This window comes from Streptomyces bobili (assembly GCF_002154575.1).
GTDB lineage: Bacteria > Actinomycetota > Actinomycetes > Streptomycetales > Streptomycetaceae > Streptomyces > Streptomyces bobili.
Window position 1 is genome coordinate 1 of record NZ_MUBA01000435.1, and the last position, 24,244, is coordinate 24,244.

The following is a 24,244-nucleotide window of genomic DNA, read 5'->3' on the forward strand; positions in this document are numbered from 1 at the left end:
TGGGACGCACACGGGGGGCGGGGCCTCCTGGGGTACGGCGGTCAGGGCGACCCTGCACTGCCTCACCGGCTGCGCCATCGGCGAGATCCTCGGCATGGTCATCGGCACGGCCCTGATGTGGGGCAACGTGCCCACCATGATCCTGGCGATCACGCTGGCGTTCCTCTTCGGCTACTCGTTCACCCTGTTCGCGGTCGTCCGGGCCGGCCTCGACCTCAAGAGCGCGATCGCGGTCGCGTTCGCCGCGGACACGGTGTCCATCGCCGTGATGGAGATCGTCGACAACGGCATCATCGCCCTGGTCCCCGGCGCGATGGACGCCCACCTGTCCGACGCGCTGTTCTGGTCGGCCCTGCTGGGCGGCTTCGTGGTCGCGTTCCTGGTCACGACGCCGGTCAACAAGTGGATGATCGGCCGCGGCAAGGGCCACGCCGTCGTCCACGCCCACCACTGACGATCAGCCGGAACGGTCCGGCCGTGTGCGGGCGCCCCGATCGACTCGGGGCGCCCTCACACGTTCCGGTACCTGCGCAGCCTCAGTTGGCACGGGAAGCAAGACGCGCCGCCGATACAGGGGTTCAGCCCTCCTCGCCGAGAACTTCCGTGCCGGGGACGCCCATTCGCATGTTCCAGCGTCCGCCGCGGCCGGTGAGCCGCACCGCGGACAGCGGCGGGACGTCCACGCGCCAGAACGACGACAACGGCGCGTCCAGCGCACGCAGCACCGCGGCCCGCGCCACCGCCTGTTCCACCACGGCCAGTACTCGTCCCGCGTCCGGCGGCAGCGTGTCCAGCCAGGCGGCGACCCGGCCGCAGGCCTCCGCCACGGACTCACCGCCGTGGGGTGCTGCTGCCGGATCCGTCATCCAGGCGCGCAGCCCGGCGCCGTCGGCGGCCGCGACCTCGTCGAGCGTCCGGCCGCGCCAGTCGCCCAGGTCCAGGTCCCGCAGCGAGGGTTCGACGACGGGGGCGTCGAAGCCCAGGGCCTGTGCCGTCCGCCGGCAGCGCTCCGACGGCGCCGTACGGCAGGAGGCACCCTCGGGCAGGGCTCCGGCGACGCTCGCCGCGACCGCTCGCGCCCGGCCCAACGCCCGCTCGTCGAGGTGGAGGTCGCCGAAGCGCACGTCGCGCTCCGCGGGGGCGGCGGCGCACAGCAGGGTGAGCCGGACGGTCATGACAGTCCCTTCGCCGGATTTCGGCCGGTGGGCGGTTCTTCGTAGGTGGCGTACGCCATGTTGGCCGATGCCCTCGGTGCCCCTACCATCGGGGGCGACAAGGACGACGGCGCCACGGAAGCCGGTGCAAGCCCGGCACGGTCGCGCCACTGTGTGCCGTACCTCCCCTGAGGTGTCGGTGAGTCAGACCCAACGCCGTCGTCGCGTGCTCCACACGATGCGGGACGCGATGTTCCCGAGGAGGTCTCGCCATGGCGCAGTCCACTGCCGCCCCCACCCCCACCACCCAGATCCTCACCCCGCTGCCGTTGCGGGCGATCGCCCCCTGGGCCGTCTTCGTCGGCGTCCTGATGCTCGTCCTGCTGTACTTCGTCGGCGCCGAGCAGGGCGTCACGTCGCTGGTCTCCGGTGAGGGCGTGCACGAGTGGGTGCACGACGCCCGCCACCTCCTCGGCTTCCCCTGCCACTAGACGGGGCGGCCCTTCCATGAACTCCGCCACCGTACGCACCCTGTTGGTGCGTGGCATGCTCGCCGGCCTGGGCGCCGGCGTGCTCGCCTTCGTCTTCGCCTACTTCGTCGGAGAGGGCTCCGTGGACGCGGCCATCGCGTTCGAGGAGTCCCACGCCCATGAGCACGGCGAGGAACTCGTCAGCAGGTCCGTCCAGTCGACGGCCGGCCTCGCCACGGGCGTGCTCGTCTTCGGCGTCGCCATCGGCGGCATCGCGGCGCTCGCGTTCTGCTTCGCGCTGGGCCGCGTCGGCCGGTTCGGCGCGCGGGCGACCGCCGCGCTGACCGCGCTCGCCGGGTTCCTGCTCGTCTACCTGGTGCCGATCCTCAAGTACCCGGCGAACCCGCCGGCCGTCGGCGACCCGGACACTCTCGCCAAGCGCACCAGCCTGTTCGTGCTGATGATCGCCCTGAGCGTGCTGCTGGGCACGGCCGCCGTCCTGCTGGGCCGCAGGCTCGCCCCGGCCTGGGGCAACTGGAACGCCTCCATCACCGCCGGCGCCGCGTTCGTGGCGGTGGTCGGGGTCGCGATGGCTGTCCTGCCGCAGGGGGACGCCATTCCCCGGGGCTTCCCCGCCGCCGATCTGTGGGAGTTCCGCCTGGCCTCGATCGGTATCCAGGCCGTGCTGTGGTCCGCCTTCGGGTTCCTGTTCGGCTACCTGGCCGAACGCGTCCTCGAACCGAGAGCCGTACGCGGCCGGGTCGCCACGCTGGCGGCCTGAACGACGACCCGCGCGGCGGGGGCTGTCCGGGGGCGCGCCCGGCAGCCCCCGCCTCGCATGTCTCCCGCCCGGTCCGGCGATGGCCCCTCGGTGACACGGCCGGGCGCCCCGTCCACCGGCCCCGCTGCTGCATCCGGGTGGATCGGCACGCGCGGCGGAACCGGGGCCGGGGACGGCGGAGTCCCTCCCGGCAGCCTCTGCACACCATGCAGGAGAGGAATCCGTCCATGGCCCACATCACCACGACGCACAGCCGGCCCTCCTGGGCGAGTGAGGACTACCCGCTCGCGCCGCCGGACCCCGCCCAGCGTTTCGAGCTGACGCTCGACCCCCGCGACGTGCGCCGCCTGGAACTGCACGCGGCTCTCACCACCGCCGGCATCGCGCCGATGCCCGGCGACCGTGAGGCCATCGAGCAGCTCAGCGGACTCCCGCAGGGCGTCCAGTCGGCGCTGCACCGCTGGCTCACGCACGCCCTGACCTGAGCCCCGCGCCCCGCGGTCCGGCGGCCTTCCTCCATCGGAGGAGGGCCGCCGGTGTCATTCCGCCAGGTGTGCGACAGGGGCCGTCCCGCCGGTCGGTGCCGGCGCCGGCAGCGGCTGGTGGGGCAGGAGCGGTTTGCGGATCAGGAGCAGCGCGGCGTCGTCGTGCAGACGGCCGCCCACATGGGCCAGCAGGTCGTCGTGGAGGGCGGTGAGGGTGCTCGCCGGCTCGTCTGTCAGGGTGCGCGCCAGCCCCTCGTGGAGGGCGTAGAACTCGCGGTCGCGGTCGCGGGCCTCGGTGACGCCGTCGGTGTAGAGCAGCAGTTGGTCGCCGTCGGTGAACGGCAGCACATGGAGGTCGGGGGTCTGGTCCGTGAGGGCGCGAAGTCCGAGCGGCGGGGCCGGACGCGGGGGATCCACCGGGACGACGTCTCCGGTCGCGCCGACGAGCAGCGGGGGCGCGTGCCCGCAGTTCACCACCTCCAGGTGTCCGGGGCGCGGGTATCCGGCGACCACCGCGGTGACGAAGTCGTCGTGGCCGAGGTTGCGCGCCAGACTGCGTTCGATCCGGTCGACGACGGCCAGCAGGTCGGGTTCGTCGTGGGCGGCCTCCCGGAAGACGCCGAGCACCAGCGCGGCGGTGCCCACGGCGGGCAGCCCCTTGCCGCGCACATCGCCGACGATCAGCCGGACGCCGTACGGGGTGGACACCAGGGCGTAGAGATCGCCGCCGATGCGGGCCTCGGCCGCGGCGGCGCTGTAGCGGACGGCCACCTGGAAGGGGCCGACCGTCGGCGGCACCGGCACCAGTAGCGCGTGCTGGGCGGTCTCCGCGACGGAACGCACGGCCGCGAGGACCCGTTCCCGGCGTCCGCGCAGCACGCTGGCCAGGCCGCTCGCCAGCGTGACGGCCACCAGGACGGACAGCACGGCGGCCAGCTCACGGCCCGCGACGCCGTGCCGCATGCCGTGGACGACGCCCAGCGCCGCGGCGAGCAGTCCGACGCACAGGACACCGCGCGGACCGTTGGTCGTGGCGGCCAGCGCCGGTCCGGCCGCGAGGAGCGGCAGCCAGACGGCCCCGGCCCCGCCTGCGAGGTCCACGGCCAGCACGACGACGGTCACGAGCAGGACCGGCAGCACGGCCGTCCCGGCGGCCGACCGCGCGGCGGCCCGCCTGACCGCGGACGCCCAGGGAAAATCCATCCGGTTCCTGAAGCGCCGCACGGTCCGGCGGCCGTCACGACGGTCTCGGGCCTCACTCATGGTGTGTCCGCAGTCCTCATCTGTGCACGGGGGATCGCCCCTGAAACGCCTGTTTCATCCAGGAATACGGGTTCGATCGGCGTGCCACAAGGAGCGGCTTTTCAGATAGTGAGCGACAGGCCTCTGGTCACGCGGTTCGCGGTCGGGATGAGCCGCTCCCGGATCTCCCGCAGCCGGGGCAGCCGGTCCACCGGCAGGGACACCCCGAGCGAGCCGAGCGTGTCACCGCTGTAGACCGGCACGGCGACGCAGACCGTGCCGAGGGCGTACTCCTCCATGTCGGTGATGGCCGGCGCCATCGGCGCGGAGTCCAGGCGCCGCAGCAGCTCGGGCGAACTGGTGATCGTCCGCGGGGTGAGGTCGGAGAGGTGGTGGCGGGAGAGGTAGTCCCGGCGTGCCTCGTCGTCCAGCTCGCGCAGGACGGACTTGCCGAGCGCGGTGGCGTGGCCGGCGTCCTCGAATCCCACCCAGAGGTCTACGCGCGGTGTCCGGGGGCCGTCGACGATCTCGGCGACCCGGATCTCGCCCTCCTCGTAGAAGGTGAGGTAGGCGGCGGTCGCCAGTTCGTCCCGCAGCGCGGCGAGCGTGGGACGGACCCGGCTGAGCAGCGCCTGGCCGCGGCCCGTCGAGCGCAGTGTCTGGATCTTGTCGCCCATGACGAAGCCGCCGTCCGCCAGCTTGCGCACGTATCCGTCGTGGACGAGCGTCCGCAGCAGGTGGTAGGCGGTGGCCAGGGGCAGGCCCGTCTCGCGCGCGAGCTGCTTCGCGGGGGCACCGTTCTCGTGCGCGCCGACCGCCTCCAGCAGGCGGAAGGCCCGCTGGACGGACGTGATCAGCGTCGGGCCGCCCTGCGTACCCATGCGTACAGCCTGCGTCAGGCGCCCGGAACGGGCAAGGCAGGCGGGATTCGTGCCCGTTCAGGGGCACCCGGTCCCCATGAACGACACCGACGCCACCAACGCTGAGCGCGATCCGTACGGCACGGGCGCGGGACGGGCCTCCGCGTCCCCGGAGCGCCACACCGTGGAGCGGCTGGTCCCGGCCTGGCTCGCGGAGACCGAGCGGCACGATCCGGCCGCGGCCCACGAGGCACGCACCGGGTGGGAGCGGGGTTCCCTGTCGGGCCGCGCCGCCCAGGATCTCGCCACCTGGGTCACCGCCAGGGTCACCGACACCGGCTTCAACGAGGACGAGGGGCCGCGCGTCCACGGGGCGGTCCGCATCACCCCGGCCGACAAGGACGCCGTGCACCGCTGGCTGGCGGCGCGGGGACACAGGATCTGAGGCCGGCCCCTTCGGGCACGCCCGGTGTCGGTGACATCCGGCCGGGTACTCGGAGATCTCGCCGTCAGGATCCTTCGGACCGGCCCGCCGGGCGTGCCGGGCGACGGACGTCCAGGAAAGGGGGCAGCAACATGACGCAGCACGCGGACGACGACGCTCTCGAGCAGGCCGCGGGCGTCGCGGAACTGCGGCTGGCGACGGGGGACCCGGATCTCGGACCGCCGGACGACGTGCCCGCGGAGGATCTGCCGCTGGACCGCAACCAGGCGATCCTCCAGGCCACCAAACAGGTCGGTTCGATCCTGAAGCGCAGGGGGCACCTGTTCGCACTGGCGGGCAGCGTCGCCGTCTACGCCCACGGCGGCACCCAGAACCTGCAGCACGACGTCGACTTCGCCATCCGTCCCGAGGACGCTGAGTCCGTCGCCGAGACCCTGCGGGAGGCGGGGCTCGTGGTGTACGAGCCGCCGGAGGACTGGCTGCTGAAGGCGGCCTGCCTCGGCCAGCAGGTCGACCTCATCTTCGAACTGGCCCATCAGCCGGTCACGGCGGAACTGCTGGAGCGGGCGGAGAGGCTCTCCGTCGACTCGGTCTTCATGCCGGTCCTGTCGCCGACCGATCTGGTGCACAGCCTGATCGCCGCGTTCTCCGAGCATCACTGCGACTTCGGGGCGGTCCTGCCGATCGCCCGCACGCTGCGCGAGAAGGTCGACTGGGACCGGGTGCGCCGCGCCTGCGGCGACGAGCCGATGCCGGACGCGTTCTTCTACTTCCTGGAACGGCTGGACGTCATCGCGCCGAGGCCGAAGGAGGACCGGTGATGAGTCCTTTCGCGCAGCCCGCGAACGGCGGCGCCGACCGGCCCGCGGGGCATGCCGGGCATGCCGGGGACGCCGGGGACGCCGGGGACGCCGGGGACGCCGGGGACGCCGGGGACGCCGGGAACATCGAGTACCGCGTCGCGCATCTGCACGACCGGCTCGCGGCCGAGGAGCTGGCCGAGTTGGGCGTGCGCGCCGAGGTGCGGGCCGGGTCGGTCGTGGTGACCGGCACGGTGCCGTCCGCCGAGTGCCGCGAGACGCTGCTGCGGACCGTCCATGAGGAGCTGGCCGGGCTCGCCGTGCACACCGACGTCCAGGTGGCGGAGACCGCCTCCCCCGACCACGCGGAGGACCTGCCATGATCCGTGTCGCCGCCGTCGGGGACATCCACATGGGCTCCGACAGCCAGGGCCTGCTGCGGCCCGCCTTCGACACCCTCGACGAGTGCGCCGACCTGCTGCTGCTCGCGGGTGACCTGACCCGGCACGGCACGCCGGAGGAGGCGCGGGTGGTGGGCCGGGAGGTGCTCGGGCTGCCGGTACCGGTGGTCGCGGTCCTCGGCAACCACGACCATCACGACGAGCAGCCCGAGAAGGTCACCGGCATCCTCCAGGAGGCCGGCGTCACGGTCCTGGAGGGCGAGGGGACCGTCGTGGAGTGCGCGGGGACGCGCGTCGGCGTCGCGGGCACCAAGGGCTTCTGCGGCGGGTTCGTCGGCCGCAGCGCCGGGGAGTTCGGGGAACCGCTGATGAAGGAGTTCGTCCGCTACACCCGTCGCAGCGCGGACGCGCTGCACGGCGCGTTGGAGGATCTCGGCCGGGACGGCTGCGACCTGCGGATCGCGCTCACCCACTTCTCCCCCGTCGCCGACACCCTCGCCGGTGAGCCGCTGGAGATCTATCCGTTCCTCGGCAGCTATCTGCTGGCCGAGGCGATCGACACGGCGGGAGCCGACCTGTCCGTCCACGGGCACGCCCACATGGGCACCGAGCACGGGATGACGGCCGGCGGGGTCCGGGTGCGCAACGTGGCTCAGCCGGTGATCCGGCGGGCCTTCAACGTGTACCGGTTGCACGCGGCCTGACCCGGGGCTCACCCGCAGGTCAGGGTCCTTGGGGCTCACCCGGCCCAAACCCGTGACGGCCTTCTTTCGGATGCGCCGGGAGCATCCCGTTGCGCGCCGTCCGTCCCGAGGCAGGGGCCGGTGCGAACTCGCGCCGTGGCGCTGCCACGTTCAGGTGGTGATCACTGCGGATCGCCGCACCGGCCCCCCGCTCGCCCGTATCCAGGGCACATGGACAAACTCCACGGCTCCGACGAACCCCGCTCCCTGTCCCGCAGGCAGTTCACCGCGACCGCCACCGCGGGTACGGCCGGCGCGGCCCTCCTCGCCGCGGCGCCCGGCGCGACCGCCGCACCGGCGGCCTTACCGCAGGCCCGGCCGAAGTCCACCGCCGACTGGGCCACCTGCCTGGCCGTCGCACGGGCTCTGCTGGTGGTCGACGAACAGGACAGGCCGCTCGTCCCCGGCTACCAGAAGATCCTCGGCGGCGGCCTGCCCCGCGCGGGGACCAAGACCGCGAAGAAGGTGCTCGTCGTCGGCGCGGGACCCGCCGGACTGGTGGCCGCCTGGCTGCTGAAGCGGGCCGGGCACCAGGTCACGCTCGTGGAGGCCAACGGCAACCGCGTCGGCGGCCGCGTGAAGACCTTCCGTACCGGCGGTCATGAGAAGGCGCCCCAGGCGTTCGCCGACGCCCGCCAGTACGCGGAGGCGGGCGCCATGCGGATCCCCGGCAGTCATCCGCTGGTGATGAGCCTGCTCGCCCAGCTCGACGTGGAGCGGCGCCCGTTCCACCTGGTGGACGTCGACGGCCAGGGCAAGCCCGTCAACAACGCCTGGCTGCACGTGAACGGCGTCCGGGTGCGCCGCTCCGGGTACGCGAAGTCGCCGCGCCGGATCAACCGGTCGTTCGGAGTGCCACGCAAGTACTGGGACACGCCGTCCTCGGCGATCCTGCGCGCGGCCCTCGACCCGGTCCGCGACGAGTTCAGCACGGTCGGTCCCGACGGCAAGCGCGTCGACAAGCCGATGCCGGAGCGGGTGCGGGGCTGGGCGCGGGTCGTGCAGCGGTTCGGCGACTGGTCGATGTACCGCTTCCTGACCGAGGAGGCGGGCCTCGACGAGCGCACCATCGACCTGATCGGCACCCTGGAGAACCTCACCTCACGGCTGCCGCTCTCCTTCATCCACAGCTTCATCAGCGCCTCGCTGATCAGCCCGGACACCGCGTTCTGGGAGCTGGTCGGCGGTACGGCGAAGCTGCCGGACGCGCTGCTGCGGGAGGTGTCGGACGTGCTGCGCCTCGACCGGCGCGCCACCCGCATCGAGTACTGGTCGCCGGACCGGGCCGGCACGGACGGCACCCCGCACGTCCGGGCGGACGGCCCGCACGTGTGGATCGACACCGTGTCCGAGGGCCGCGACGGCACGGTGGTCCGCGAGCAGTTCACCGGTGACGCGGCGATCGTCACCGTGCCGTTCTCGGGGCTGCGCCAGGTGCAGGTCAGCCCGCTGATGTCGTACAAGAAGCGGCGGGCCGTCGCCGAGCTGCACTACGACAGCGCGACCAAGGTGCTGCTGGAGTTCGCCCGGCGCTGGTGGGAGTTCACGGAGGCCGACTGGAAGCGGGAGCTGGACGCCGTTCGGGCTGGGCTGTACGAGGAGTACCGGGCGGGGACGGCGCCGGCCGACGGGAGTCTGCTCGGGGCGCATCCGTCCGTGCCGCCGGGGCACATCACTGCGGGGCAGCGGGTGCACCACGCCGCCAACCGGTGGGTGGGCCGGGACCAGCCGGAGGCGGCGCACATCGTCGGCGGGGGTTCCGTCTCCGACAACTCCAACCGCTTCATGATCAACCCGTCCCACCCGGTCGAGGGCAGCCGGGGTGGTGTCGTCCTCGCCTCCTACAGTTGGGCCGACGACGCCTCCCGCTGGGACTCCCTCGACGACGACGCCCGCTACCCGCACGCCCTGCGGGGCCTCCAGCAGGTCTACGGCCGCCGGATCGAGGTCTTCTACACGGGCGCCGGCCGCACCCAGAGCTGGCTGCGGGATCCGTACGCCTACGGGGAGGCGTCCGTCCTGCTCCCCGGCCAGCACACGGAGCTGCTGACCGCGATCCGCTCACCGGAGGGTCCGCTGCACTTCGCGGGTGATCACACCTCGGTCAAGCCGTCCTGGATCGAGGGGGCGCTGGAGTCCGCGGTACGGGCGGCGCTGGAGGTGCACGGGAGGTGAGGACGGTCTCTCCGAGATATTTCTGAACGCGTTCAAATATCGGGTAGGCTCCCCTACGCCCAAGGAACCCGCGAGGGACACGAGCAGGGGGAGCCCACCATGAAGATCGTCGTACCCGGCGGGACCGGGCAGGTGGGGACGGTACTGCGCCGGGCCCTCACCGCGGCCGGACACGAGGTCGTGGTGCTGAGCAGGCACCCGCGGCGGCCGGGTGACCTGGCCTGGGACGGCAGGACCCGCGGGCCCTGGACCGACGCCGTCGACGGCAGTGACGTGGTGATCAACCTGGCCGGGCGGAGCGTCAGCTGCCGCTACACCCCGGCCAACATGCGGGAGATGATGGACTCCCGGGTGGACTCGGCGCGGGTCGTCGGCGAGGCGATCGCCGGGGCTGCCCGGCCTCCCCGGCTCTGGCTCCAGATGAGCACCGCCACGATCTACGCGCACCGCTTCGACGCACCCCACGACGAGGCCACCGGGATCCTCGGGGGCACCGAGCCCGACGTCCCGGACCACTGGTCCTACAGCGTCGACATCGCCAGGAACTGGGAGCGGGCGCAAGAGGCGGCCGACACCCCTCACACCCGCAAGGTCGCCCTGCGGGCGGCCATGGTGATGAGCCCCGACCGGGGCGGGGTCTTCGACGTGCTGTCGAAGCTGACCCGCCTCGGTCTCGGTGGTCCGGTCGCCGGCGGCGCGCAGTACGTGTCCTGGATCCACGACCGTGACTTCGTGCGCGCGGTCGGCTTCCTGATCGACCGGGAGGACCTCGCCGGACCCGTGAACCTCGCGGCCCCGGCACCGCTGCCGCACCGGGCGTTCATGCGCGCGCTGCGGGAAGCGTGGGGTGTCCCGGTGGGTCTCCCGGCGACGAGGCCGATGGCGGCGCTGGGCGCCTTCGCCCTCCGCTCGGACACGGAACTCCTGCTCAAGAGCCGCCGTGTCGTCCCCGGCCGCCTGCTCGAAGCGGGCTTCGCCTTCGACCGGCCCGCATGGCAGGAAGCGGCGACGGACCTGGTGCGGCGCAGGCGGGGCGGGGCCGAGATCCCCTCGGGGAAAAGCCCGGGGGCCGCGCGGACGNNCGTCCGCGCGGCTGTTCTGAGGTGTCAGCCCGTGGCTGCTCCTGAGTGGTCAGTGCGTGGCTGCTCCTGAGTGGTCAGCCCGTGGCGCGGACCGCCGTGCGGATCAGGTCCGCGACCTCCTTCGGCCGGGACACCGCGACGGCGTGCGAGGCGCCCTCGATCTCCACGATCGTCGCGTCGGCACGCTTGGCGCCGAAGCGCTCTACCTCGGGGTTGATGGCGTTGTCCGCGCCGGCGATCAGCGCCCAGGCCGGCTTGGTCCTCCAGGCGGCCGCGGAGGCGGTCTCCTCGAACGCGGCGGCGGCCAGCGGGCGCTGGGCGGCGGCGAGGATCCTGGTGACCTCGGCCGGCACGTCGGCGGCGAACACCGAGGGGAAGGCGTCCTCGGCGATGGTGACCTCGGTGGCGGGCTCGCCGCCCGGCACCGGGTACGTCCACTGCTTGAGGTTGCTGACCAGCGGGGAGAGCGGGAAGCGGCCCTGGAGTTCGCCGAGGCTCTCGCCCTCCTCCAGGACGTAGGCGGCGACGTACACGAGACCGACGACGTTCTCCGTGACGCCCGCCACGGTGATGAGGGCGCCGCCGTAGGAGTGGCCGACCAGGATGACGGGGCCGTCGATCTGGGCGGCGGCCGAGGCGACGTACGCCGCGTCGGAGGCGAGGCCGCGCAGGGGGTTGGGCGGGGCGATCACGGGGATGCCGTCGCGCTGGAGTTCGGCGATGACGCCGGACCAGCTCGCCGCGTCCGCGAACGCGCCGTGCACGAGAAGGACGGTGGGAGTGGTGCTCATGTCGGGTCTCTCCTCGGATCAGGCGGTGTGCAGGGCGGCGCGCAGGGTGCCGACGGCCTGGCTGATGGCGGCTTCGGCGGCGTGCGTCTCGCGCAGGGCGTTGAGCATGACGAAGTCGTGGATGATGCCCTGGTAGCGGACGGCCGTGACGGGGACGCCGGCCTGGCGGAGCTTGTTGGCGTAGGCCTCGCCCTCGTCGCGCAGGACGTCGGCCTCGCCGGTGATGATCAGGGCCGGGGGCAGCCCGGTGAGCTGCTCGGTGGTCGCCCGCAGCGGGGAGGCGGTGATCTGGGCGCGGTCGGCCTCGTCGGTCGTGTACTGGTCCCAGAACCACTGCATGCCGTCGCGGCGCAGGAAGTAGCCGGTGGCGAACCGGTGGTAGGAGCCGGTCTCGAAGCTCGCGTCGGTCACCGGGTAGAACAGCACCTGCTGGACGAGCGGCACATCGCCGCGTTCCTTGGCCATCAGGGTGAGGGCGGCGGTCATGTTGCCGCCGACGGAGTCGCCGGCGACGGCGATGCGGGTGGCGTCCAGGCCCTTGCCGGCGCCCTGCTCGACGATCCAGCGCGCGACGGCGTAGTTCTGCTCGATGGCGACGGGGTAGCGGGCCTCGGGCGAGAGGTCGTACTCGGGGAAGACGACGGCCGCACCGGCCCCGACGGCGAGTTCGCGCACGAGACGGTCGTGGGTGTGGGCGTTGCCGAAGACCCAGCCGGCGCCGTGGATGTAGAGGATGACGGGCAGGGTGCCCCGGCTGCCGGCGGGCTTGACGATGCGGGCACGGACACTGCCGGTGGGACCGCCGGAGACGGTGATCCACTCCTCGTCCACGGCGGGCTTGTCGATCTCGCCGGACTGCACCTCGTCGACGGCCTTGCGTCCCTCGGCCGGCGCCAGGTCGAAGAGATACGGCGGGTTCGCGGTCGCCTCCACGAACGCCTGGGCGGCGGGCTCCAGGACCGGTGCGGCCGGCTCGACGATGTCGGACATGAGAATCTCCTGCTGTTGGCGGTGTCGTGCTGCCCGTTCACGCTAGGCGCGCCGCCCGGCCCGACATCGTCCACGCGTGCACCGGCAGTGTGCTGAGAGCGCACCGGGCGGGCCGTGGCCGTCAGACCCGGCCTGCGCTGTCCCGCCACTCGCGGGGGGACATGCCGTAGGCGGTGCGGAAGACGCGGCTGAAGTGGGTGGCGCTGGTGAATCCCCAGCGGCCCGCCACGGCGGCGATGGTGCGGCTCCGCCGGCCGTGGCGCAGCAGGTCGCGGCGGCACTCCTCCAGGCGGCGGCGCAGGATCCAGCGGCCGACGGTGGTGCCCTCCTGCTGGAACAGCTTGTGCAGGTAGCGCACGGAGATGTGGTGGGCGCGGGCGAGTGTCTCCGGGGAGAGGTCCGGTTCGGGCAGGTGGAGTTCGACGTACTGCCGGATGCGGGCCAGGACCGGTGGTGCCTGGCCCTCGTGCGGGCCCGTGGCGTGGCTGCCGAGCCGTTCGGCGGCGAGCGTGGCCAGGAGGTTCACGGCGTTCCCGGCGAGCATGTCGCCGACCGGCGGCCGGGCCTCGGCCGCGGTGCGGGCCAGGTCGGACAGCAGGGGTGAGAGCAGCGCGCCGAGCCGGGAGGTCCGGGCGACCGGGGTGCGGGTGATCCGGCCCGCGTCGGCGGGGGTGATGCCCAGCAGGTCGGCGGGCACCAGGAAGACGGTGGCGCGGAACCGTTCGGGGAAGTCGAGCGCGGGGGGCCGGTGGGCGTCGTAGAAGCAGATGTCGCCGGGGGCGAGGCGCACGCTCACCGGGTCGGTGTCCGGGAGGCGGGTGGCGCCCCGCAGTCCCACGAAGAGGTACTCGCCGGCCTCCCGTGCGTGCGGCCGGTGCCGTGGTTGCGGTGTCCGCTCGCCCGGCAACCGGCCGGGGCCGGTCTCGGCGGTCATGATCTCGACGCCCAGGGGCGTCCGGCAGATGGGTGCGTCGATCGTGCTGGTGGTGGACATCTTCCGCCGTTGCCTCCTGAGCGGGCGACTGTTGATCTCGTCGTCCGGACGGTAGGCCGGGAGGTGTGCAAAAAGAGTGACAACGCAGTGACAGGCGCGGTGACGGCGGCCGTGCGCGTCAGGTGCGGCGGGCGCGTCAGGTGTGCCGGGCGCGTTCGGCGGCGAAGGCGCCCAGCAGGCGGTGCAGGGTGTAGTGGCCCGGCGTGTGCTCGGTGATCAGGTGGCTTTCGGCGAGTTCGCCGAGGAGCCGGCGGGCCCCGCGGACCGGCAGCCCGGCGAGCGCCGCCGCCGATGCCGGGGTGAGGCCGGGCCCTCCGTGCCGGGGCAGGAGCCGGAACAGCCGGGCGGCCTCCGGGGACAGCAGCCGGTAGGAACCCAGGAAGGCGACACGGACGTCGGCCGTCGCGCCGCCGGTGAAGGCGTCGAGCGTGCCTTCCTTCTCGCGCAGGTACGCGGCCGTGTCCGTGAGGGGAATCTCGCGGTGGCCGGCGGCCCGTTCGGCGGCGACGGCCAGCGCGAGGGGCAGCCGGCCGCTCCGGAGGAGGATCTCGTCGGCGGCCCCGGGTTCGGCCGCGGCACGGTCGGCGCCGATCAGCCGGGCCAGCATCGCGCGCGCGTCGTCGGCCGGGGGCGGCTCCAGACGCAGCGGGCGGGCGCCCGAGGCGATCAGACCGGGCAGGGCGTGCCGGCTGGTGACCAGGGCGAGACAGCCCGGTGCGGCGGGCAGCAGCGGGCGCAGTTGTTCCGTGCCGGCCGCGTCGTCGAGGACCACGAGGACGCGCCGGCCGGCCAGCAGGGTGCGGTAGAGACCGGTCAGGGCCGCCGCCCCGGCCGGCATCCGGGTCGCGGGCACACCGAGGGCGGTCAGCATCGCGCGCAGCCCCTCCTCGGGCTCGGCGGGAGGCCGCGCCGGGTCGCTGCCGCGCAGCGCGGCGTAGAGGTGCCCGTCCGGGAAATGCCCGGCGGCCCGGTGCGCCCAGTGCACGGCGAGGGCGGTCTTCCCGACGCCCGCCATGCCCCCGATCCATACGGCCGCCGGGGCTCCCGCGGTCCCCGTGACCGCGTCCCGGGCCGCCGTCAGCCACTCCAGCTCGGCCTTTCGGCCGGTGAAGCCGTGGATGTCCGGGGGCAGCCTGGTGTGCCCCGTGGACGGCGTCCCGTCCGGTACGGCGGGGGCGGCACCCGGCGCACCGCCCTCACCCCGGGAATCCACGGCCGTACCCGGCCGGGAGACCCGTACGACCGGAGTCTTCCGGCCGACGTCCACCCGTGGCCCTGAGGTCAGCCGGCCCACGTCCTGGCGCAGCACGCGTGTGTGCGCCGCGGCCAGTTCGGTGCCCGGCGTGATGCCGAGTTCCGCGGCCAGCCGGCGGCGGACGTCCTCGTACGCCGTGAGGGCCTCCGCCTGGAGGCCGCAGGCGGCGAGGGAGAGGATCAGCCGGGCGTGCAGCGGTTCGTCGAGCGGGTCGAGGGCGGTGGCCCGGCGCAGCGCCGGCAGGATCTGCGCGGTCCGGCCGCAGAGCAGGGCGGCGTCTGCCGCCAGGCGGGCCGTCTCCAGGAGTTCGCGGCCGACGGCCGTGAACCGGACGTGCTCGCGCGCGGCGGCCGCGATGCCCATCGCGACCGGGCCGCGCCACTCCCCCAGCGCGTCGGTGAAGCGCAGTGCCGCTGTCTCGGCCCGCCCGGTGACGGCCGCCCGGATGCCCTGCCGGGTCAGTTCGCGAAAGCGCAGCAGGTCGACCTCGTCCGGGGTCACCTCCAGCAGGTGGCCGCCGGGGTGGCGCAGCAGCCGTCGGCCGGGGGCGCGGGGCGGCAGGTCCGGTTCCAGCAGGCGTCGGAGCGCGCCGAGGTACCGGCGCACGACGTTCGGCGCGCTGGCGGGCGGGTGTCCCGGCCACAGCAGGCCGAGCAGTTCTCCCGCGGGCACCGGGCGGCCCTCGTAGGCCAGGAGCAGGGCGAGCAGGGCGCGTTGCTGGGGGAATCCGAGGTCGAGTTCGGTTCCGTCGCGCCACGCCCGGACCGGTCCCAGCAGCTCGAACCGCAGCGCTGCGCCCCGTGCCCCGCGGTGTGCGGGGTCAGCAGACATCGGCCTGCCCGTCGGCTCCGCTCAGGCGGGCGCCGACCCGCCCGGCGTCGGGGTGGTCCAGGGCCCTGAGGAGGCGGAGGGCGTCGGTCCAGGCGGCGCGGGCGCTGTCCTCGTCACCCATGGCGTGGTGGGTGTCGCCGACCCGGACGAGGATGTCGGCCTCCGTGTAGGGGGCGCCGAGGGCGCGCAGGAGGGTGAGGGCGTTGCGGTAGGCGAGGAGGGCGTGCGGGTGGCGGCCGAGGTGCTGGTGGGCGTAGCCGATGCTGTCCCAGGTGGCGGCCTGGCCGTACCGGTCGCCGAGGTCCTGGAGCATGGTCAGGGCCTCGAAGCAGTGGGTCAGGGCCTGCCGGTGGTCGCCGAGCAGGGCGTGGTACCAGCCGACCGAGTTCAGGACCCCGGCCTGCGCGGCCCGGTCGCCGAGGGCGCGGAACAGGGCCAGGGCGAGCTGGTTGTGGCGCAGGGCGCCGGGCAGGTCGCCGCGCTGTTCGCTCTCCCAGCCGAGGCTGCGGTGGGTGTGGGCGCGCCCGGTGTCGTCGCCCAGGCGGCCGAACAGCTCCAGGGCCCTTTCGAGCCGGGGCAGGGAAAGGTGGTGGAGGCCGAGCCGGCCCTCGATGCGGCCGAGTCCGCGCAGTCCGCGGGCTTCCAGGGCGGGTTCGGCGAGCCGTCGGGCGGCGTCGAGGGCGGTGCGCTGGACGGTGAGCGCGTCGTGCCAGTGGCCGCGGCGGTCGAAGAAGGGTTCCAGGGACCAGGCCAGTTGGCAGGCGAGACGTTCCTGCCCGGTGTCGGCGGCGGTGTCGACGACGGCGAGGAGCACCGCGTGTTCGGCGGTGAGCCAGGCCAGGGCCCGGTCGTCGTCGGCGAGCGGTTCGGGGCGTACGCCCTCTGGTGCGGGTGGTGGGATCGGCGGGTCGGCGTGGGGGGCGAGGAGCAGGTCGGCGGCGTGGGCGGTGTGCAGGTAGTGGTGGTACAGCCGGTGCCGGGCGTCCTGCCGTTCGGCCTCGGTGTGCCGTTCCTCCAGGAGTTCGCCGGCGTGGGCGCGGAGCAGGTCGTGGAAGGCGTACCGGCCGGGGCTGTGTTCGGTGACGAGGTGCAGGCCGGTGAGTTCGGCCAGCAGCGGCCGGGTCCGGCGCAGGGGCAGTCCGGTGAGGGCGGCGGCGGCCGGCAGGGTGAAGTCGGGGCCGGGGTGCAGGGCGAGCAGCCGGAACAGGCGGGCGGCCTCGTCGGAGATCTGACGGGAGGACCAGGAGAAGACGGTGCCGACGTCCACGGAGGCGTCCGAGCGGGCGAACGCGTCGAGGCTGCCGTGGGCCTCGCGCAGCTCGGCGGCGACGGCGGCGAGCGGGAAGTGGGGGTGGGCGGCGGCGCGGGCGGCGACGCAGGCGAGTGCGAGGGGGAGTCCGGCGCACAGGCCGGCGATCTCGTCGGCGGCGCGCGGTTCGGCGTCGACGCGTGCGGCGCCCAGGCGTCGGACGAGGAGGTCGCGCGCCTGCGCGGTGTCGAAGGGACGCAGCGTCAGCGCGTGGGCGCCGTGCGCGGCGACCAGCCCGGACAGGGCGTCGCGGCTGGTGACGATGGTGAGGCAGCCGGGCGCGCCGGGCAGCAGCGGCCGTACATGGTCGCTGTCGCGGGCGTTGTCCAGGACGACGAGGATCCGCCGCCCGGCCAGCACACCGCGGTAGAGGGCGGCCTGGGCGTCCACGCCGTGCGGTATCCGGTCGGGGGGTACGCCGAGGGCGTCCAGGAAGCCGCGGACGGCCTCGCCCGCCTCCATGACGGCGCCGCAGGGGTCGTAGCCGCGCAGGTTGACGTAGAGCTGGCCGTCGGGGAAGCGGTCGGCGACGCGGTGCGCCCAGTGCACGGCAAGGGCGGTCTTGCCGACGCCGGCCATGCCGCCGATGGCGCTGATCACCACGGTGTTCGGCGTGCGGGCCGCGCCGCACGACAGGGCGAGCATCTCGTCGATCTCACCGCCGCGCCCGGTGAACGCCGGTAGGTCGTGCGGGAGCTGGGCGGGAACCGGCAAGGAGGCGAACCCGGCGGGAACGTCCTCGACGACCGGGACGGGAGGGAGGCCGGCCGCCGTGGCCGCTCCCCCGGCCGCTCCCGGCCCGCCCCGCAGCACCGTCTCCCGGGCCCCGCGCAGTTCCGCGCCGGGATCGATCCCCAGTTCCCCGGCGAGCCGGGTCCGTACGGCGTCGTACACACCGAGGGCCTGCGAGCGGTGGCCCGTCGCCGCGAGGGCGAGGATCAGGCTCGCCTGCACGGGTTCGTCCAGGGGGTGTTCGGCGGCGGCCCGGCGCAGTTCGGGCAGGACGGTGCCGGGGCGTCCGGCGCGCAGGGCGGCGTCGGCCGCTTCCCGCACGGCGGCGAGGCGTTCGCGGTCCACGGCGGCGAACGCCGGGCGGGTGCGGGCGTGCGCGGGCAGGCCGGCCGCGACCGGTCCCCGCCACAGGGAGAGCGCTTCCCCGAGCAGGCCGAGGGCGTGCGCGGGCGACTCCGGCGCGGTCCGCCGCCCGGCCTCCCGCAGGGCGCGGAACCGGATCAGGTCGAGCGAGTCGCCCTCGGTCAGGAGCCGGTAGCCGCCGGCGTCGCGCAGCAGCAGGCGGCCCTCCGCGCGGGCGGGCAGGCCGGGTTCCAGCAGCCGCCGCAGTGAACCCACGTGGCGGCGGACCACGTTGACCGCGCTGGGGGGCGGGTCGGTTCCCCACAGGGTGTCGACGATCTCGTCCATGCTGACCGGCTGGCCCGCCCTGACCAGCAGCAACGCCAGGAAGGTCCGCTCCTGCGGTGCGCCCTGCTCCAGCTCGGTGTCCCCGCGACGCACTCTCACGGGCCCCAGGACCGCGAACCGCACGGACTCCGGCGACACGTCCTCCCCCTCCGGTGTCACTCCCCAGAGGTCGACCCTACGTCACACCGTGAGTTACCGAGAGTTAGGGCCTGTCGTTTGGATCATGCCGACCTCGCACGGGCAAGGGCGGCCGTCAGCGCCTGGTGGATCTCGTCGGGGAGCCAGCGGCAGTGGGCGCCCTGCACCACGTACTCGGCGACCTCGCGGAGCTTGGTGTTGGTGCGCTGGGAGATCTCCAGCAGGATCTCCCAGCCCTGCTCCGGGCGGACCCGGCCCACGGCGACGACCACCCCGATCGCCTGGTCGACCACGGCGTGGGAGACGACGGCCTGCCGCAGCTGGGCGACCTCCTCCCGCAGGGCGGTGACACGCACCTCGACGTCCTCCTGCGCAGCCATGCCCCGCTCCACCTTCCTTCTCCTCGCTTTCCCCTCGCCGAGGGCCGGCGAGACCGCGGGCCCCGCCGACCTCACCGTGCCGCCCCCGTCCAGCCTGCACAGAGCCCTCCCCGTCCAGACTGCACACAACCGTCCTGTCCAGCCTGCGCAGAAAGGACCGGCTCGGCCGCACACCGGACGAACAACATCGGCGGGGCCGGTCCGCGAAACGAATGCCGACCAGGATGCGGGGAAAGTGTGCGGAACGGGCGAACGTCGGTCCGGCGCCCGCCCCGGCCCGCGAACGCGAGGCCGCCCGAGCCATCGGACGAAGGATTCATGGAGACGCTGCTCTTCGACAGTGACGACCTCGGCCTGACCGAGGACTTCCTCAGCCGGGCCTACGCCAGCATGCGCATCGGGAGCAGCGACCCGAGGGCGGGCCGGGCGCGCATCCGCCGTGCCGCGATGCCCTCGGTGAGCGTCGACGAACTCGACCTCGGCTTCGAGATGAGCTACTCCGTCTCCCCGCTCGGCAGGATCTGTCTGTGCCTCGTCCACGAGGGCACCATCCAGGACCACGCCTTCGACGGGGTGAAGGACACCTTCGGGCCGGGCGACGTGGTGTCCCTGGCCCCGCCGGAGCTGCCGTACTCGGGACGGATCCGCAACGCCCGCTACACCATCGCCATGCTGGACACCGACCTGCTCGCCCAGGTGGCCGCCGGCGCACCGGGCCACCGGCCGGGGCCGGTGCGGCTGACCGGTCACCGGCCGCACTCCCCCGCCGCGGCCCGGCAACTGGGCCAGACCGTCGGCTACGTCCGCGACCATGTTCTGACCGCGCCCGGCCTCGCCGACCAGCCACTCGTCGCCTCCACCGCCGCCCAGCACCTGGCGGCGGGCGTGCTCGCCGCGTTCCCCAACACGGCGAGCACCGATCCCACCGCCACCGACCGCAACGACGCCCGCCCGGCGACGCTGCGCCGCGCGCTCGCCTACATCGACGACCACGCCGGCGAACCGGTCACGGTCGCCGACATCGCCGCGGCGGCACATGTCACCGTGCGGGCCCTCCAATACGCGTTCCGCCGGCACCTCGACACCACACCGCTGGCGCACCTGCGCCGGGTCCGGCTCGCCCACGCCCACGACGACCTGCGGGCCGCGGACCCGCTCGACGGCACCACGGTCACCGATGTCGCGGCCCGCTGGGGGTTCTTCCACGCCGGCCGATTCGCCGGCCTGTACCGGTCCGCGTACGGCCACCCGCCGCACCGCACGCTGGCCGGCTGACGGGGGCTCAGCCGGCGTCCGGGGCGTCGACGATGTTCCCGTGCTCGTCGAGGGTGTGGGTGCTCCAGTAGGTGTCCCACTTGTCGCCGACGAGCTCGGCGGCCTTCCCCTCGGGGTAGCGGGCGTAGCCCGCGGGGGGCTGCTCGCCGTTCGGGACGCAGTCGCCTCCCGTGCTGCCCACGGCCAGCACCGGGTACTCGCCGCCGCCGCAGAGCGCCTCCTCGATCTGGAAGCCGCAGCCGGTCATGACCGCCGCGGTCACCCCGGCCAGCACGAAGGCCCAGGCGGATCGCACGGTCCGACGGCGGACGGCGGACGGGTGCTGCACTCGGTGGGTCGTCTGCACGGCTGACTCCTGCTCGGCTTCGGGGCGGCTCGTCGAAGGCTCTCGACGGATCGGTTCCTCGGCGGATCGATCGCGGGTCGACTGCTCGACGGCTGATACGACCAGCCTGCGCGAGCCCGAGCGGATCGCTCATGAGTACGACTACTCAGGTGTACGGGCGCGAGTACCCGACTTCGCGAGGCCTTCAGGTCAGTGCCTCGCGGGCGGCCAGGCGGGGCGCGCGACGGGTCAGTGCGGCGGCGGACAGTCCGATCAGCGCGCCGGCGGCGACGTCGGAGGGATAGTGGGCGCCGGTGTGGGCCCGTTCGCCGGCCACGATCAGTGCCGGGACCGCGCAGAGCGCGCCGGCCCGCGGCCAGACCCCGGCGACGGCGGCGGTGAAGCCGACGGCTGCCGCCGTGTGCCCGGACGGGAAGGAGGACGAGTCGGGCCGGTCACGGACCTCCTCCTGCGAGATCCACTCCCGCGGGGGCCGGCGCCGCTCCCAGAGTTGCTTGACCACGCCGTTGGCCACCGCCTCCGCCACGGCCATGCTCACCACGCCCGCCGCGGCGGCCCGGCGTCCCCGCCACCCGCCGGCGGTGGCCATCACGAAGGCGGCGCCCCACCAGAGTCTGGTGTGCTGCGCCGCCTCCTCCACCGCCGGCAGCACCCGCCGCGCGCCGGGCGACCGCCATGACGCCACCCGCCGGGTGAGCCGCCGGTCGCCGTTGCTGAGATCCGCCCAAATCCTCATGGCCCACGACCGCCCGTCCCGGCCCGGCCGGGTCCCCGACGGGGAGATCGCCGGGCGTCTCTCATGCCATACGACGTTGGTCCTCCTCGCTCCAGGCGCGGGTGTCCCGAGGCGGCACGTACGGCTCCTCGTCCGGCGGCAGTCCGCCCGCGACGGCCCGCTGACGGGCCAGCTCCGCGTCGAACTCCAGGCCGAGCAGGATGGCGATGTTGCTGATCCACAGCCACACCAGGAACACGATGACGCCGGCGAGCGTGCCGTAGGTCTTGTTGTACGAGGCGAAGTTGGCCACGTAGAAGGCGAAGCCGGCCGAGGCGATCAGCCAGATCAGCAGGGCCAGCACGCTGCCCGGCGTGATCCACCGGAAGCCGCGGCCCTTCACGTTCGGGGTCGCCCAGTACAGCAGCGCGATCATGATGGTGACCAGCACGACCAGGACCGGCCACTTGGCGATCGACCACACCGTCAGGGCGGTGTCGCCGATGCCGAGCGCCGTGCCGGCCCGGCGGGCGAGGTCGCCGGTGAACACCACGATCAGGGCGCTGAGCACGGCCAGCACCAGCAGCAGCACCGTCACGCCGACGCGGACCGGCAGCACCTTCCACACGGGCCGGCCCTCCGGTACGTCGTACACGGCGTTCGCGCTGCGGATGAAGGCGGCGACATAGCCGGAGGCCGACCACACGGCCAGCACGATGCCGACGAGCGCCATGACCGAGCCGATCCCGCTGCGGCCCTGCAACTGGGTGACCGCGTCGGTGAGGATGTCCCGGGCCGCCCCCGGGGTGAATTTCTGGATGTTTTTCAGGACCTCGTCGGTCGCCGACTTGCCGGCGATGCCGAGCAGTGACACCAGGACCAGCAGGGCGGGGAACAGCGCCAGCACCCCGTAGTAGGTCAGTGCGGCGGCGCGGTCGGTGAGTTCGTCGTCCTTGAACTCCTTGACCGTGCCCTTCAGCACCGCCATCCAGGAACGCTTGGGCAGCCGGCTCGGTTCGTCCGGTTCCCGGCGCTCCACCTGCTCGTCCGGTCGGGTTCTCGATGTCCGTGCCATAGCGACGGAGTAACCCCGGCGGGCCGTTCCATGCGCTTTTCGGAGACCTGGGCCACAGCCGGGACAGGTTCGCGGCGGCTCGGGGTAACAGTGCCTGCGTGTGTGTTTCGTGCGCAGTGCTCGGGTGGGCCACGGCCTCGCGCGCCGGCTCCCCGTTCCGGGAGGTGGCGGTGCGTCGGCTGACGCCCTCCGCCGGTCAGGCCGTACGGCTGCCGGAATCCGGGATCCCGTCGTGGGCTCGGGCCGCCGCCGCGTCGCAGAACGCGTCGAGCCCCTCCAGCAGCGCGACCCGTTTCCCTGCGGGCATCCCGGCCAGCACCGCCCGCAGCTCCGCCTCCCGGCGCGTCCGGAGGTCGGCGAGGAAGGCCCTGCCCCGGCCGCTGAGGCGCAGCCGCAGCTCACGCCGGTCGGCGGGGCTCACCACCCGTTCCACGAACCCGGCCGCCTGGAGCCGGTCGCACAGCCGGCTCGTCGACGGCGGGGTGGAGGCCAGGGAGTCGGCGAGGGTGCGCAGGTTGATGCCCTCCTGGTGCTCCAGGACGAACAGCACGCGCAGCTGGGAGGCGGACGCGGGAGCCGTCGAGGCCCTTCCCCACAGCACTTCCAGCAGTTCCGCGGCCGTCGCGGTCACCCGTGCGACCTCGTCGGGGTCCGGGCGATGGCGGAAGGCAGTCACGGTCACACTCTCGCAGGCACTGGGACGACCGCCAGCGTACTAGCGGCTCCCCCGGCCTCCCCGGAAAACCTTTCGAAGCCGCGGCGCCGCACGGGCGCTCGCGGGACACCCCGGCCGGCAGTCCGGCCATGGAGCGAAGGATCGGTGTTACTCCCGTCGTGGTATCTCCCGTCACGCACAGATTCACCGCCGCCGAACGCGCCCTGCGGACGGCGGCACCGAACGAGCTGGTCGACGCCGTCCGCCGGGTCCTGGTCGAGCGGTACGCGGCGGTCGCCGTCGAGCTGCTCATGGCCGACTACGGCCTCACCGTGCTGCAACCGGTCTCCGGCGGCCGGGAGCCGCTGTCGGTGTACGACAGCGCGGCCGGCCGGGCGTTCGGCGCGCAGGAGCCGTACATCGAGCCGGCCGGCGGCGGGCGGGTGCGGGCGCATCTGCCGGTCACGGTGCGCGGCGACCGGCTCGGCGTGCTGTCCGTGACGCTTCCCGAGGACGAGGAGCGGGATGCGGACACGGACGCGGAGGTGTCCGGGGTGCTGGGCGAACTGTCGGAGATCGCGCAGGTGCTCGGGCACGAGGTGGTGGTGGCCGAGCGCGCCACGGACCTGTATCTGCGGGCCCGGCGCAGGGACCGGCTCACCCTGGCCGCCGAGATGCAGTGGCAGCTCCTCCCGGCCCGCTCCGGCACCGGCCCCGGTTACGCGCTCGGCGCCCAGCTGGAGCCCGCCTACGCCGTCCACGGCGACAACTTCGACTGGTCCGCCACGGCCGACCGCCTCACCCTGTACGTCAGCAACGGCATGGGCGAGGGCACGGAGGCGGCCCTGCTGACGAACCTGGCGGTCAACGCGCTGCGCAACGCCCGGCGGGCCGGCCTCCCGATCGCCGACCAGGCGGCGCTGGCCGACCAGGCGGTGCACGCCCACTACGGCGGGCGCAGCTATCTGTCGGTGCTGATGCTGGACGTCGAACTCGCCACGGGGCGGGCCCAGGTGGTGGACGCGGGCTCGCCGCGGCTGCTGCGGCTGCGGGCGGGCACCGTCGAACGGGTCGGCTTCGAGGCCCAGTTGCCGCTGGGCATGTTCGAGGAGACCGACTACGCGGCGCAGCCGTTCCGGGTGGAGCCGGGTGACCGGCTGGTCTTCGTCAGCGACGGCGTCCACGCGGTCGCCTCGCCCGCCGGAGAGGCGTACGGGGACGTCGCCCTGGCGCGGGCGATCTCCTCGACCCGGCTGCTGCCGGCGGCGGAGGTCCCGCGGGCCGTGCTGCGCGAACTGACGGGCCACCGCGGCGGGCGGGTGCCGCAGGACGACGCGCTGGTGGTGTGCCTGGACTGGCACGGCCGCTGACCGCCACCCCGGTGCGGGACTGCGCAGCCACGGTGACGTCGGTGGCGTCAGCCCTCGACG

Annotated in this window: 25 protein-coding genes; 12 read left to right on the forward strand and 13 right to left on the reverse strand. The window is 73.9% G+C overall.

What is annotated here, in order from left to right:
- Positions 1-454, forward strand: a 454-nt coding sequence (locus BZL64_RS29200) for a DUF4396 domain-containing protein (protein ID WP_107430366.1), incomplete at its 5' end; no start/stop codon positions are given.
- A gap of 124 nt (positions 455-578) precedes the next feature.
- Here the strand turns inward: BZL64_RS29200 and BZL64_RS29205 are convergent.
- Positions 579-1,175 carry a histidine phosphatase family protein gene (locus BZL64_RS29205; RefSeq protein WP_086772161.1) on the reverse strand — a complete coding sequence of 199 codons (597 nt, stop codon included), beginning with the start codon at positions 1,173-1,175 and terminating at the stop codon, positions 579-581.
- A gap of 251 nt (positions 1,176-1,426) precedes the next feature.
- On the opposite strand from BZL64_RS29205, the gene BZL64_RS29210 reads away from it, so the two are divergent.
- The 3 genes from BZL64_RS29210 to BZL64_RS29220 all read left to right on the forward strand — a co-directional run bounded on the left by BZL64_RS29210 (position 1,427) and on the right by BZL64_RS29220 (position 2,890).
- The gene (locus tag BZL64_RS29210; RefSeq protein ID WP_086772162.1) at positions 1,427-1,645 is read left to right on the forward strand and encodes a CbtB domain-containing protein; all 219 of its coding nucleotides are present in this window, start codon (positions 1,427-1,429) and stop codon (positions 1,643-1,645) included.
- A 16-nt stretch (positions 1,646-1,661) separates the two neighbouring features.
- A complete protein-coding gene (locus tag BZL64_RS29215) occupies positions 1,662-2,405 on the forward strand; it encodes a CbtA family protein (protein ID WP_086772163.1) in 744 nt (247 codons plus the stop codon).
- A gap of 227 nt (positions 2,406-2,632) precedes the next feature.
- On the forward strand, positions 2,633-2,890 hold the full coding sequence (locus tag BZL64_RS29220; protein ID WP_086772164.1) for a hypothetical protein: 258 nt from the start codon (positions 2,633-2,635) through the stop codon (positions 2,888-2,890).
- A 54-nt stretch (positions 2,891-2,944) separates the two neighbouring features.
- On the opposite strand, the gene BZL64_RS29225 is transcribed toward BZL64_RS29220, so the two are convergent.
- Both BZL64_RS29225 and BZL64_RS29230 read right to left on the reverse strand, forming a co-directional pair.
- Complete coding sequence (locus BZL64_RS29225) at positions 2,945-4,093, reverse strand: PP2C family protein-serine/threonine phosphatase (RefSeq protein WP_244205532.1); 1,149 nt, start codon at positions 4,091-4,093, stop codon at positions 2,945-2,947.
- Between the two features lie 161 nt (positions 4,094-4,254).
- Positions 4,255-5,013, reverse strand: a complete 759-nt coding sequence (locus tag BZL64_RS29230) for an IclR family transcriptional regulator (RefSeq protein WP_086772165.1) — start codon at positions 5,011-5,013, stop codon at positions 4,255-4,257.
- Between the two features lie 76 nt (positions 5,014-5,089).
- Here BZL64_RS29230 and BZL64_RS29235 point away from each other — a divergent pair, with 76 nt between their 5' ends.
- From BZL64_RS29235 to BZL64_RS29260, 6 genes are all read left to right on the forward strand, one after another.
- Positions 5,090-5,437 (forward strand): hypothetical protein, encoded by a 348-nt coding sequence (locus tag BZL64_RS29235; RefSeq protein ID WP_244205534.1) that lies wholly within the window; start codon positions 5,090-5,092, stop codon positions 5,435-5,437.
- Positions 5,438-5,568: 131 nt separating this feature from the next.
- Positions 5,569-6,258 carry a nucleotidyltransferase family protein gene (locus BZL64_RS29240; protein WP_086772166.1) on the forward strand — a complete coding sequence of 230 codons (690 nt, stop codon included), beginning with the start codon at positions 5,569-5,571 and terminating at the stop codon, positions 6,256-6,258.
- Positions 6,258-6,620 carry a hypothetical protein gene (locus tag BZL64_RS29245; protein ID WP_425276082.1) on the forward strand — a complete coding sequence of 121 codons (363 nt, stop codon included), beginning with the start codon at positions 6,258-6,260 and terminating at the stop codon, positions 6,618-6,620. Before BZL64_RS29240 ends, BZL64_RS29245 begins: the two co-directional genes overlap by 1 nt.
- Entirely contained in the window at positions 6,617-7,342 is a 726-nt protein-coding gene (locus BZL64_RS29250; protein WP_086772167.1) for a metallophosphoesterase family protein, read from the forward strand. Before BZL64_RS29245 ends, BZL64_RS29250 begins: the two co-directional genes overlap by 4 nt.
- Before the next feature lie 210 nt (positions 7,343-7,552).
- Positions 7,553-9,556: a flavin monoamine oxidase family protein gene (locus tag BZL64_RS29255; protein ID WP_086772168.1), complete on the forward strand. Its 2,004-nt coding sequence runs from the start codon at positions 7,553-7,555 to the stop codon at positions 9,554-9,556.
- A gap of 99 nt (positions 9,557-9,655) precedes the next feature.
- Positions 9,656-10,708, forward strand: coding sequence for a TIGR01777 family oxidoreductase (locus BZL64_RS29260; RefSeq protein WP_086772169.1), 1,053 nt, complete (start codon positions 9,656-9,658; stop codon positions 10,706-10,708).
- A gap of 4 nt (positions 10,709-10,712) precedes the next feature.
- Here the strand turns inward: BZL64_RS29260 and BZL64_RS29265 are convergent, their stop codons facing one another.
- The 6 genes from BZL64_RS29265 to BZL64_RS29290 all read right to left on the reverse strand — a co-directional run bounded on the left by BZL64_RS29265 (position 10,713) and on the right by BZL64_RS29290 (position 18,748).
- Positions 10,713-11,429 carry an alpha/beta fold hydrolase gene (locus BZL64_RS29265; RefSeq protein ID WP_086772170.1) on the reverse strand — a complete coding sequence of 239 codons (717 nt, stop codon included), beginning with the start codon at positions 11,427-11,429 and terminating at the stop codon, positions 10,713-10,715.
- An 18-nt stretch (positions 11,430-11,447) separates the two neighbouring features.
- Complete coding sequence (locus BZL64_RS29270; protein WP_086772171.1) at positions 11,448-12,419, reverse strand: alpha/beta hydrolase; 972 nt, start codon at positions 12,417-12,419, stop codon at positions 11,448-11,450.
- Between the two features lie 121 nt (positions 12,420-12,540).
- Positions 12,541-13,413 carry a helix-turn-helix domain-containing protein gene (locus BZL64_RS29275; RefSeq protein ID WP_086772172.1) on the reverse strand — a complete coding sequence of 291 codons (873 nt, stop codon included), beginning with the start codon at positions 13,411-13,413 and terminating at the stop codon, positions 12,541-12,543.
- 136 nt (positions 13,414-13,549) lie between these two features.
- A complete protein-coding gene (locus BZL64_RS29280; RefSeq protein ID WP_086772173.1) occupies positions 13,550-15,499 on the reverse strand; it encodes an AfsR/SARP family transcriptional regulator in 1,950 nt (649 codons plus the stop codon).
- Entirely contained in the window at positions 15,489-18,329 is a 2,841-nt protein-coding gene (locus tag BZL64_RS29285; RefSeq protein WP_425276083.1) for an AfsR/SARP family transcriptional regulator, read from the reverse strand. The genes BZL64_RS29280 and BZL64_RS29285 overlap by 11 nt, the downstream gene beginning before the upstream one ends.
- A gap of 122 nt (positions 18,330-18,451) precedes the next feature.
- A complete protein-coding gene (locus tag BZL64_RS29290) occupies positions 18,452-18,748 on the reverse strand; it encodes an ANTAR domain-containing protein (RefSeq protein ID WP_086772175.1) in 297 nt (98 codons plus the stop codon).
- A gap of 318 nt (positions 18,749-19,066) precedes the next feature.
- Here BZL64_RS29290 and BZL64_RS29295 point away from each other — a divergent pair, with 318 nt between their 5' ends.
- Positions 19,067-20,023, forward strand: a complete 957-nt coding sequence (locus tag BZL64_RS29295) for a helix-turn-helix transcriptional regulator (protein WP_086772176.1) — start codon at positions 19,067-19,069, stop codon at positions 20,021-20,023.
- Between the two features lie 7 nt (positions 20,024-20,030).
- Here BZL64_RS29295 and BZL64_RS29300 read toward each other — a convergent pair whose 3' ends face one another.
- From BZL64_RS29300 to BZL64_RS29315, 4 genes are all read right to left on the reverse strand, one after another.
- The gene (locus BZL64_RS29300; protein ID WP_391015908.1) at positions 20,031-20,369 is read right to left on the reverse strand and encodes an SCO0607 family lipoprotein; all 339 of its coding nucleotides are present in this window, start codon (positions 20,367-20,369) and stop codon (positions 20,031-20,033) included.
- Between the two features lie 184 nt (positions 20,370-20,553).
- Positions 20,554-21,105: a phosphatase PAP2 family protein gene (locus BZL64_RS29305; protein ID WP_086772177.1), complete on the reverse strand. Its 552-nt coding sequence runs from the start codon at positions 21,103-21,105 to the stop codon at positions 20,554-20,556.
- A 61-nt stretch (positions 21,106-21,166) separates the two neighbouring features.
- Entirely contained in the window at positions 21,167-22,159 is a 993-nt protein-coding gene (locus BZL64_RS29310) for a YihY/virulence factor BrkB family protein (protein ID WP_086772178.1), read from the reverse strand.
- 196 nt (positions 22,160-22,355) lie between these two features.
- Positions 22,356-22,841, reverse strand: coding sequence for a MarR family winged helix-turn-helix transcriptional regulator (locus tag BZL64_RS29315; RefSeq protein ID WP_244205535.1), 486 nt, complete (start codon positions 22,839-22,841; stop codon positions 22,356-22,358).
- 152 nt (positions 22,842-22,993) lie between these two features.
- Here BZL64_RS29315 and BZL64_RS29320 point away from each other — a divergent pair, with 152 nt between their 5' ends.
- The gene (locus BZL64_RS29320; protein ID WP_425276084.1) at positions 22,994-24,184 is read left to right on the forward strand and encodes a PP2C family protein-serine/threonine phosphatase; all 1,191 of its coding nucleotides are present in this window, start codon (positions 22,994-22,996) and stop codon (positions 24,182-24,184) included.
- Positions 24,185-24,244 lie beyond the last annotated feature (60 nt).

Excerpts from the sequence above, each read along its gene's own strand:
- BZL64_RS29205 (WP_086772161.1), bottom strand. The coding sequence starts at position 1,175 with ATGACCGTCCGGCTCACCCTGCTGTGCGCCGCCGCCCCCGCGGAGCGC.
- BZL64_RS29210 (WP_086772162.1), top strand. The coding sequence starts at position 1,427 with ATGGCGCAGTCCACTGCCGCCCCCACCCCCACCACCCAGATCCTCACC.
- BZL64_RS29215 (WP_086772163.1), top strand. The coding sequence starts at position 1,662 with ATGAACTCCGCCACCGTACGCACCCTGTTGGTGCGTGGCATGCTCGCC.
- BZL64_RS29220 (WP_086772164.1), top strand. The coding sequence starts at position 2,633 with ATGGCCCACATCACCACGACGCACAGCCGGCCCTCCTGGGCGAGTGAG.
- BZL64_RS29225 (WP_244205532.1), bottom strand. The coding sequence starts at position 4,093 with ATGGATTTTCCCTGGGCGTCCGCGGTCAGGCGGGCCGCCGCGCGGTCG.
- BZL64_RS29230 (WP_086772165.1), bottom strand. The coding sequence starts at position 5,013 with ATGGGTACGCAGGGCGGCCCGACGCTGATCACGTCCGTCCAGCGGGCC.
- BZL64_RS29235 (WP_244205534.1), top strand. The coding sequence starts at position 5,090 with ATGAACGACACCGACGCCACCAACGCTGAGCGCGATCCGTACGGCACG.
- BZL64_RS29240 (WP_086772166.1), top strand. The coding sequence starts at position 5,569 with ATGACGCAGCACGCGGACGACGACGCTCTCGAGCAGGCCGCGGGCGTC.
- BZL64_RS29245 (WP_425276082.1), top strand. The coding sequence starts at position 6,258 with ATGAGTCCTTTCGCGCAGCCCGCGAACGGCGGCGCCGACCGGCCCGCG.
- BZL64_RS29250 (WP_086772167.1), top strand. The coding sequence starts at position 6,617 with ATGATCCGTGTCGCCGCCGTCGGGGACATCCACATGGGCTCCGACAGC.
- BZL64_RS29255 (WP_086772168.1), top strand. The coding sequence starts at position 7,553 with ATGGACAAACTCCACGGCTCCGACGAACCCCGCTCCCTGTCCCGCAGG.
- BZL64_RS29265 (WP_086772170.1), bottom strand. The coding sequence starts at position 11,429 with ATGAGCACCACTCCCACCGTCCTTCTCGTGCACGGCGCGTTCGCGGAC.
- BZL64_RS29270 (WP_086772171.1), bottom strand. The coding sequence starts at position 12,419 with ATGTCCGACATCGTCGAGCCGGCCGCACCGGTCCTGGAGCCCGCCGCC.
- BZL64_RS29275 (WP_086772172.1), bottom strand. The coding sequence starts at position 13,413 with ATGTCCACCACCAGCACGATCGACGCACCCATCTGCCGGACGCCCCTG.
- BZL64_RS29280 (WP_086772173.1), bottom strand. The coding sequence starts at position 15,499 with ATGTCTGCTGACCCCGCACACCGCGGGGCACGGGGCGCAGCGCTGCGG.
- BZL64_RS29290 (WP_086772175.1), bottom strand. The coding sequence starts at position 18,748 with ATGGCTGCGCAGGAGGACGTCGAGGTGCGTGTCACCGCCCTGCGGGAG.
- BZL64_RS29295 (WP_086772176.1), top strand. The coding sequence starts at position 19,067 with ATGGAGACGCTGCTCTTCGACAGTGACGACCTCGGCCTGACCGAGGAC.
- BZL64_RS29305 (WP_086772177.1), bottom strand. The coding sequence starts at position 21,105 with ATGAGGATTTGGGCGGATCTCAGCAACGGCGACCGGCGGCTCACCCGG.
- BZL64_RS29310 (WP_086772178.1), bottom strand. The coding sequence starts at position 22,159 with ATGGCACGGACATCGAGAACCCGACCGGACGAGCAGGTGGAGCGCCGG.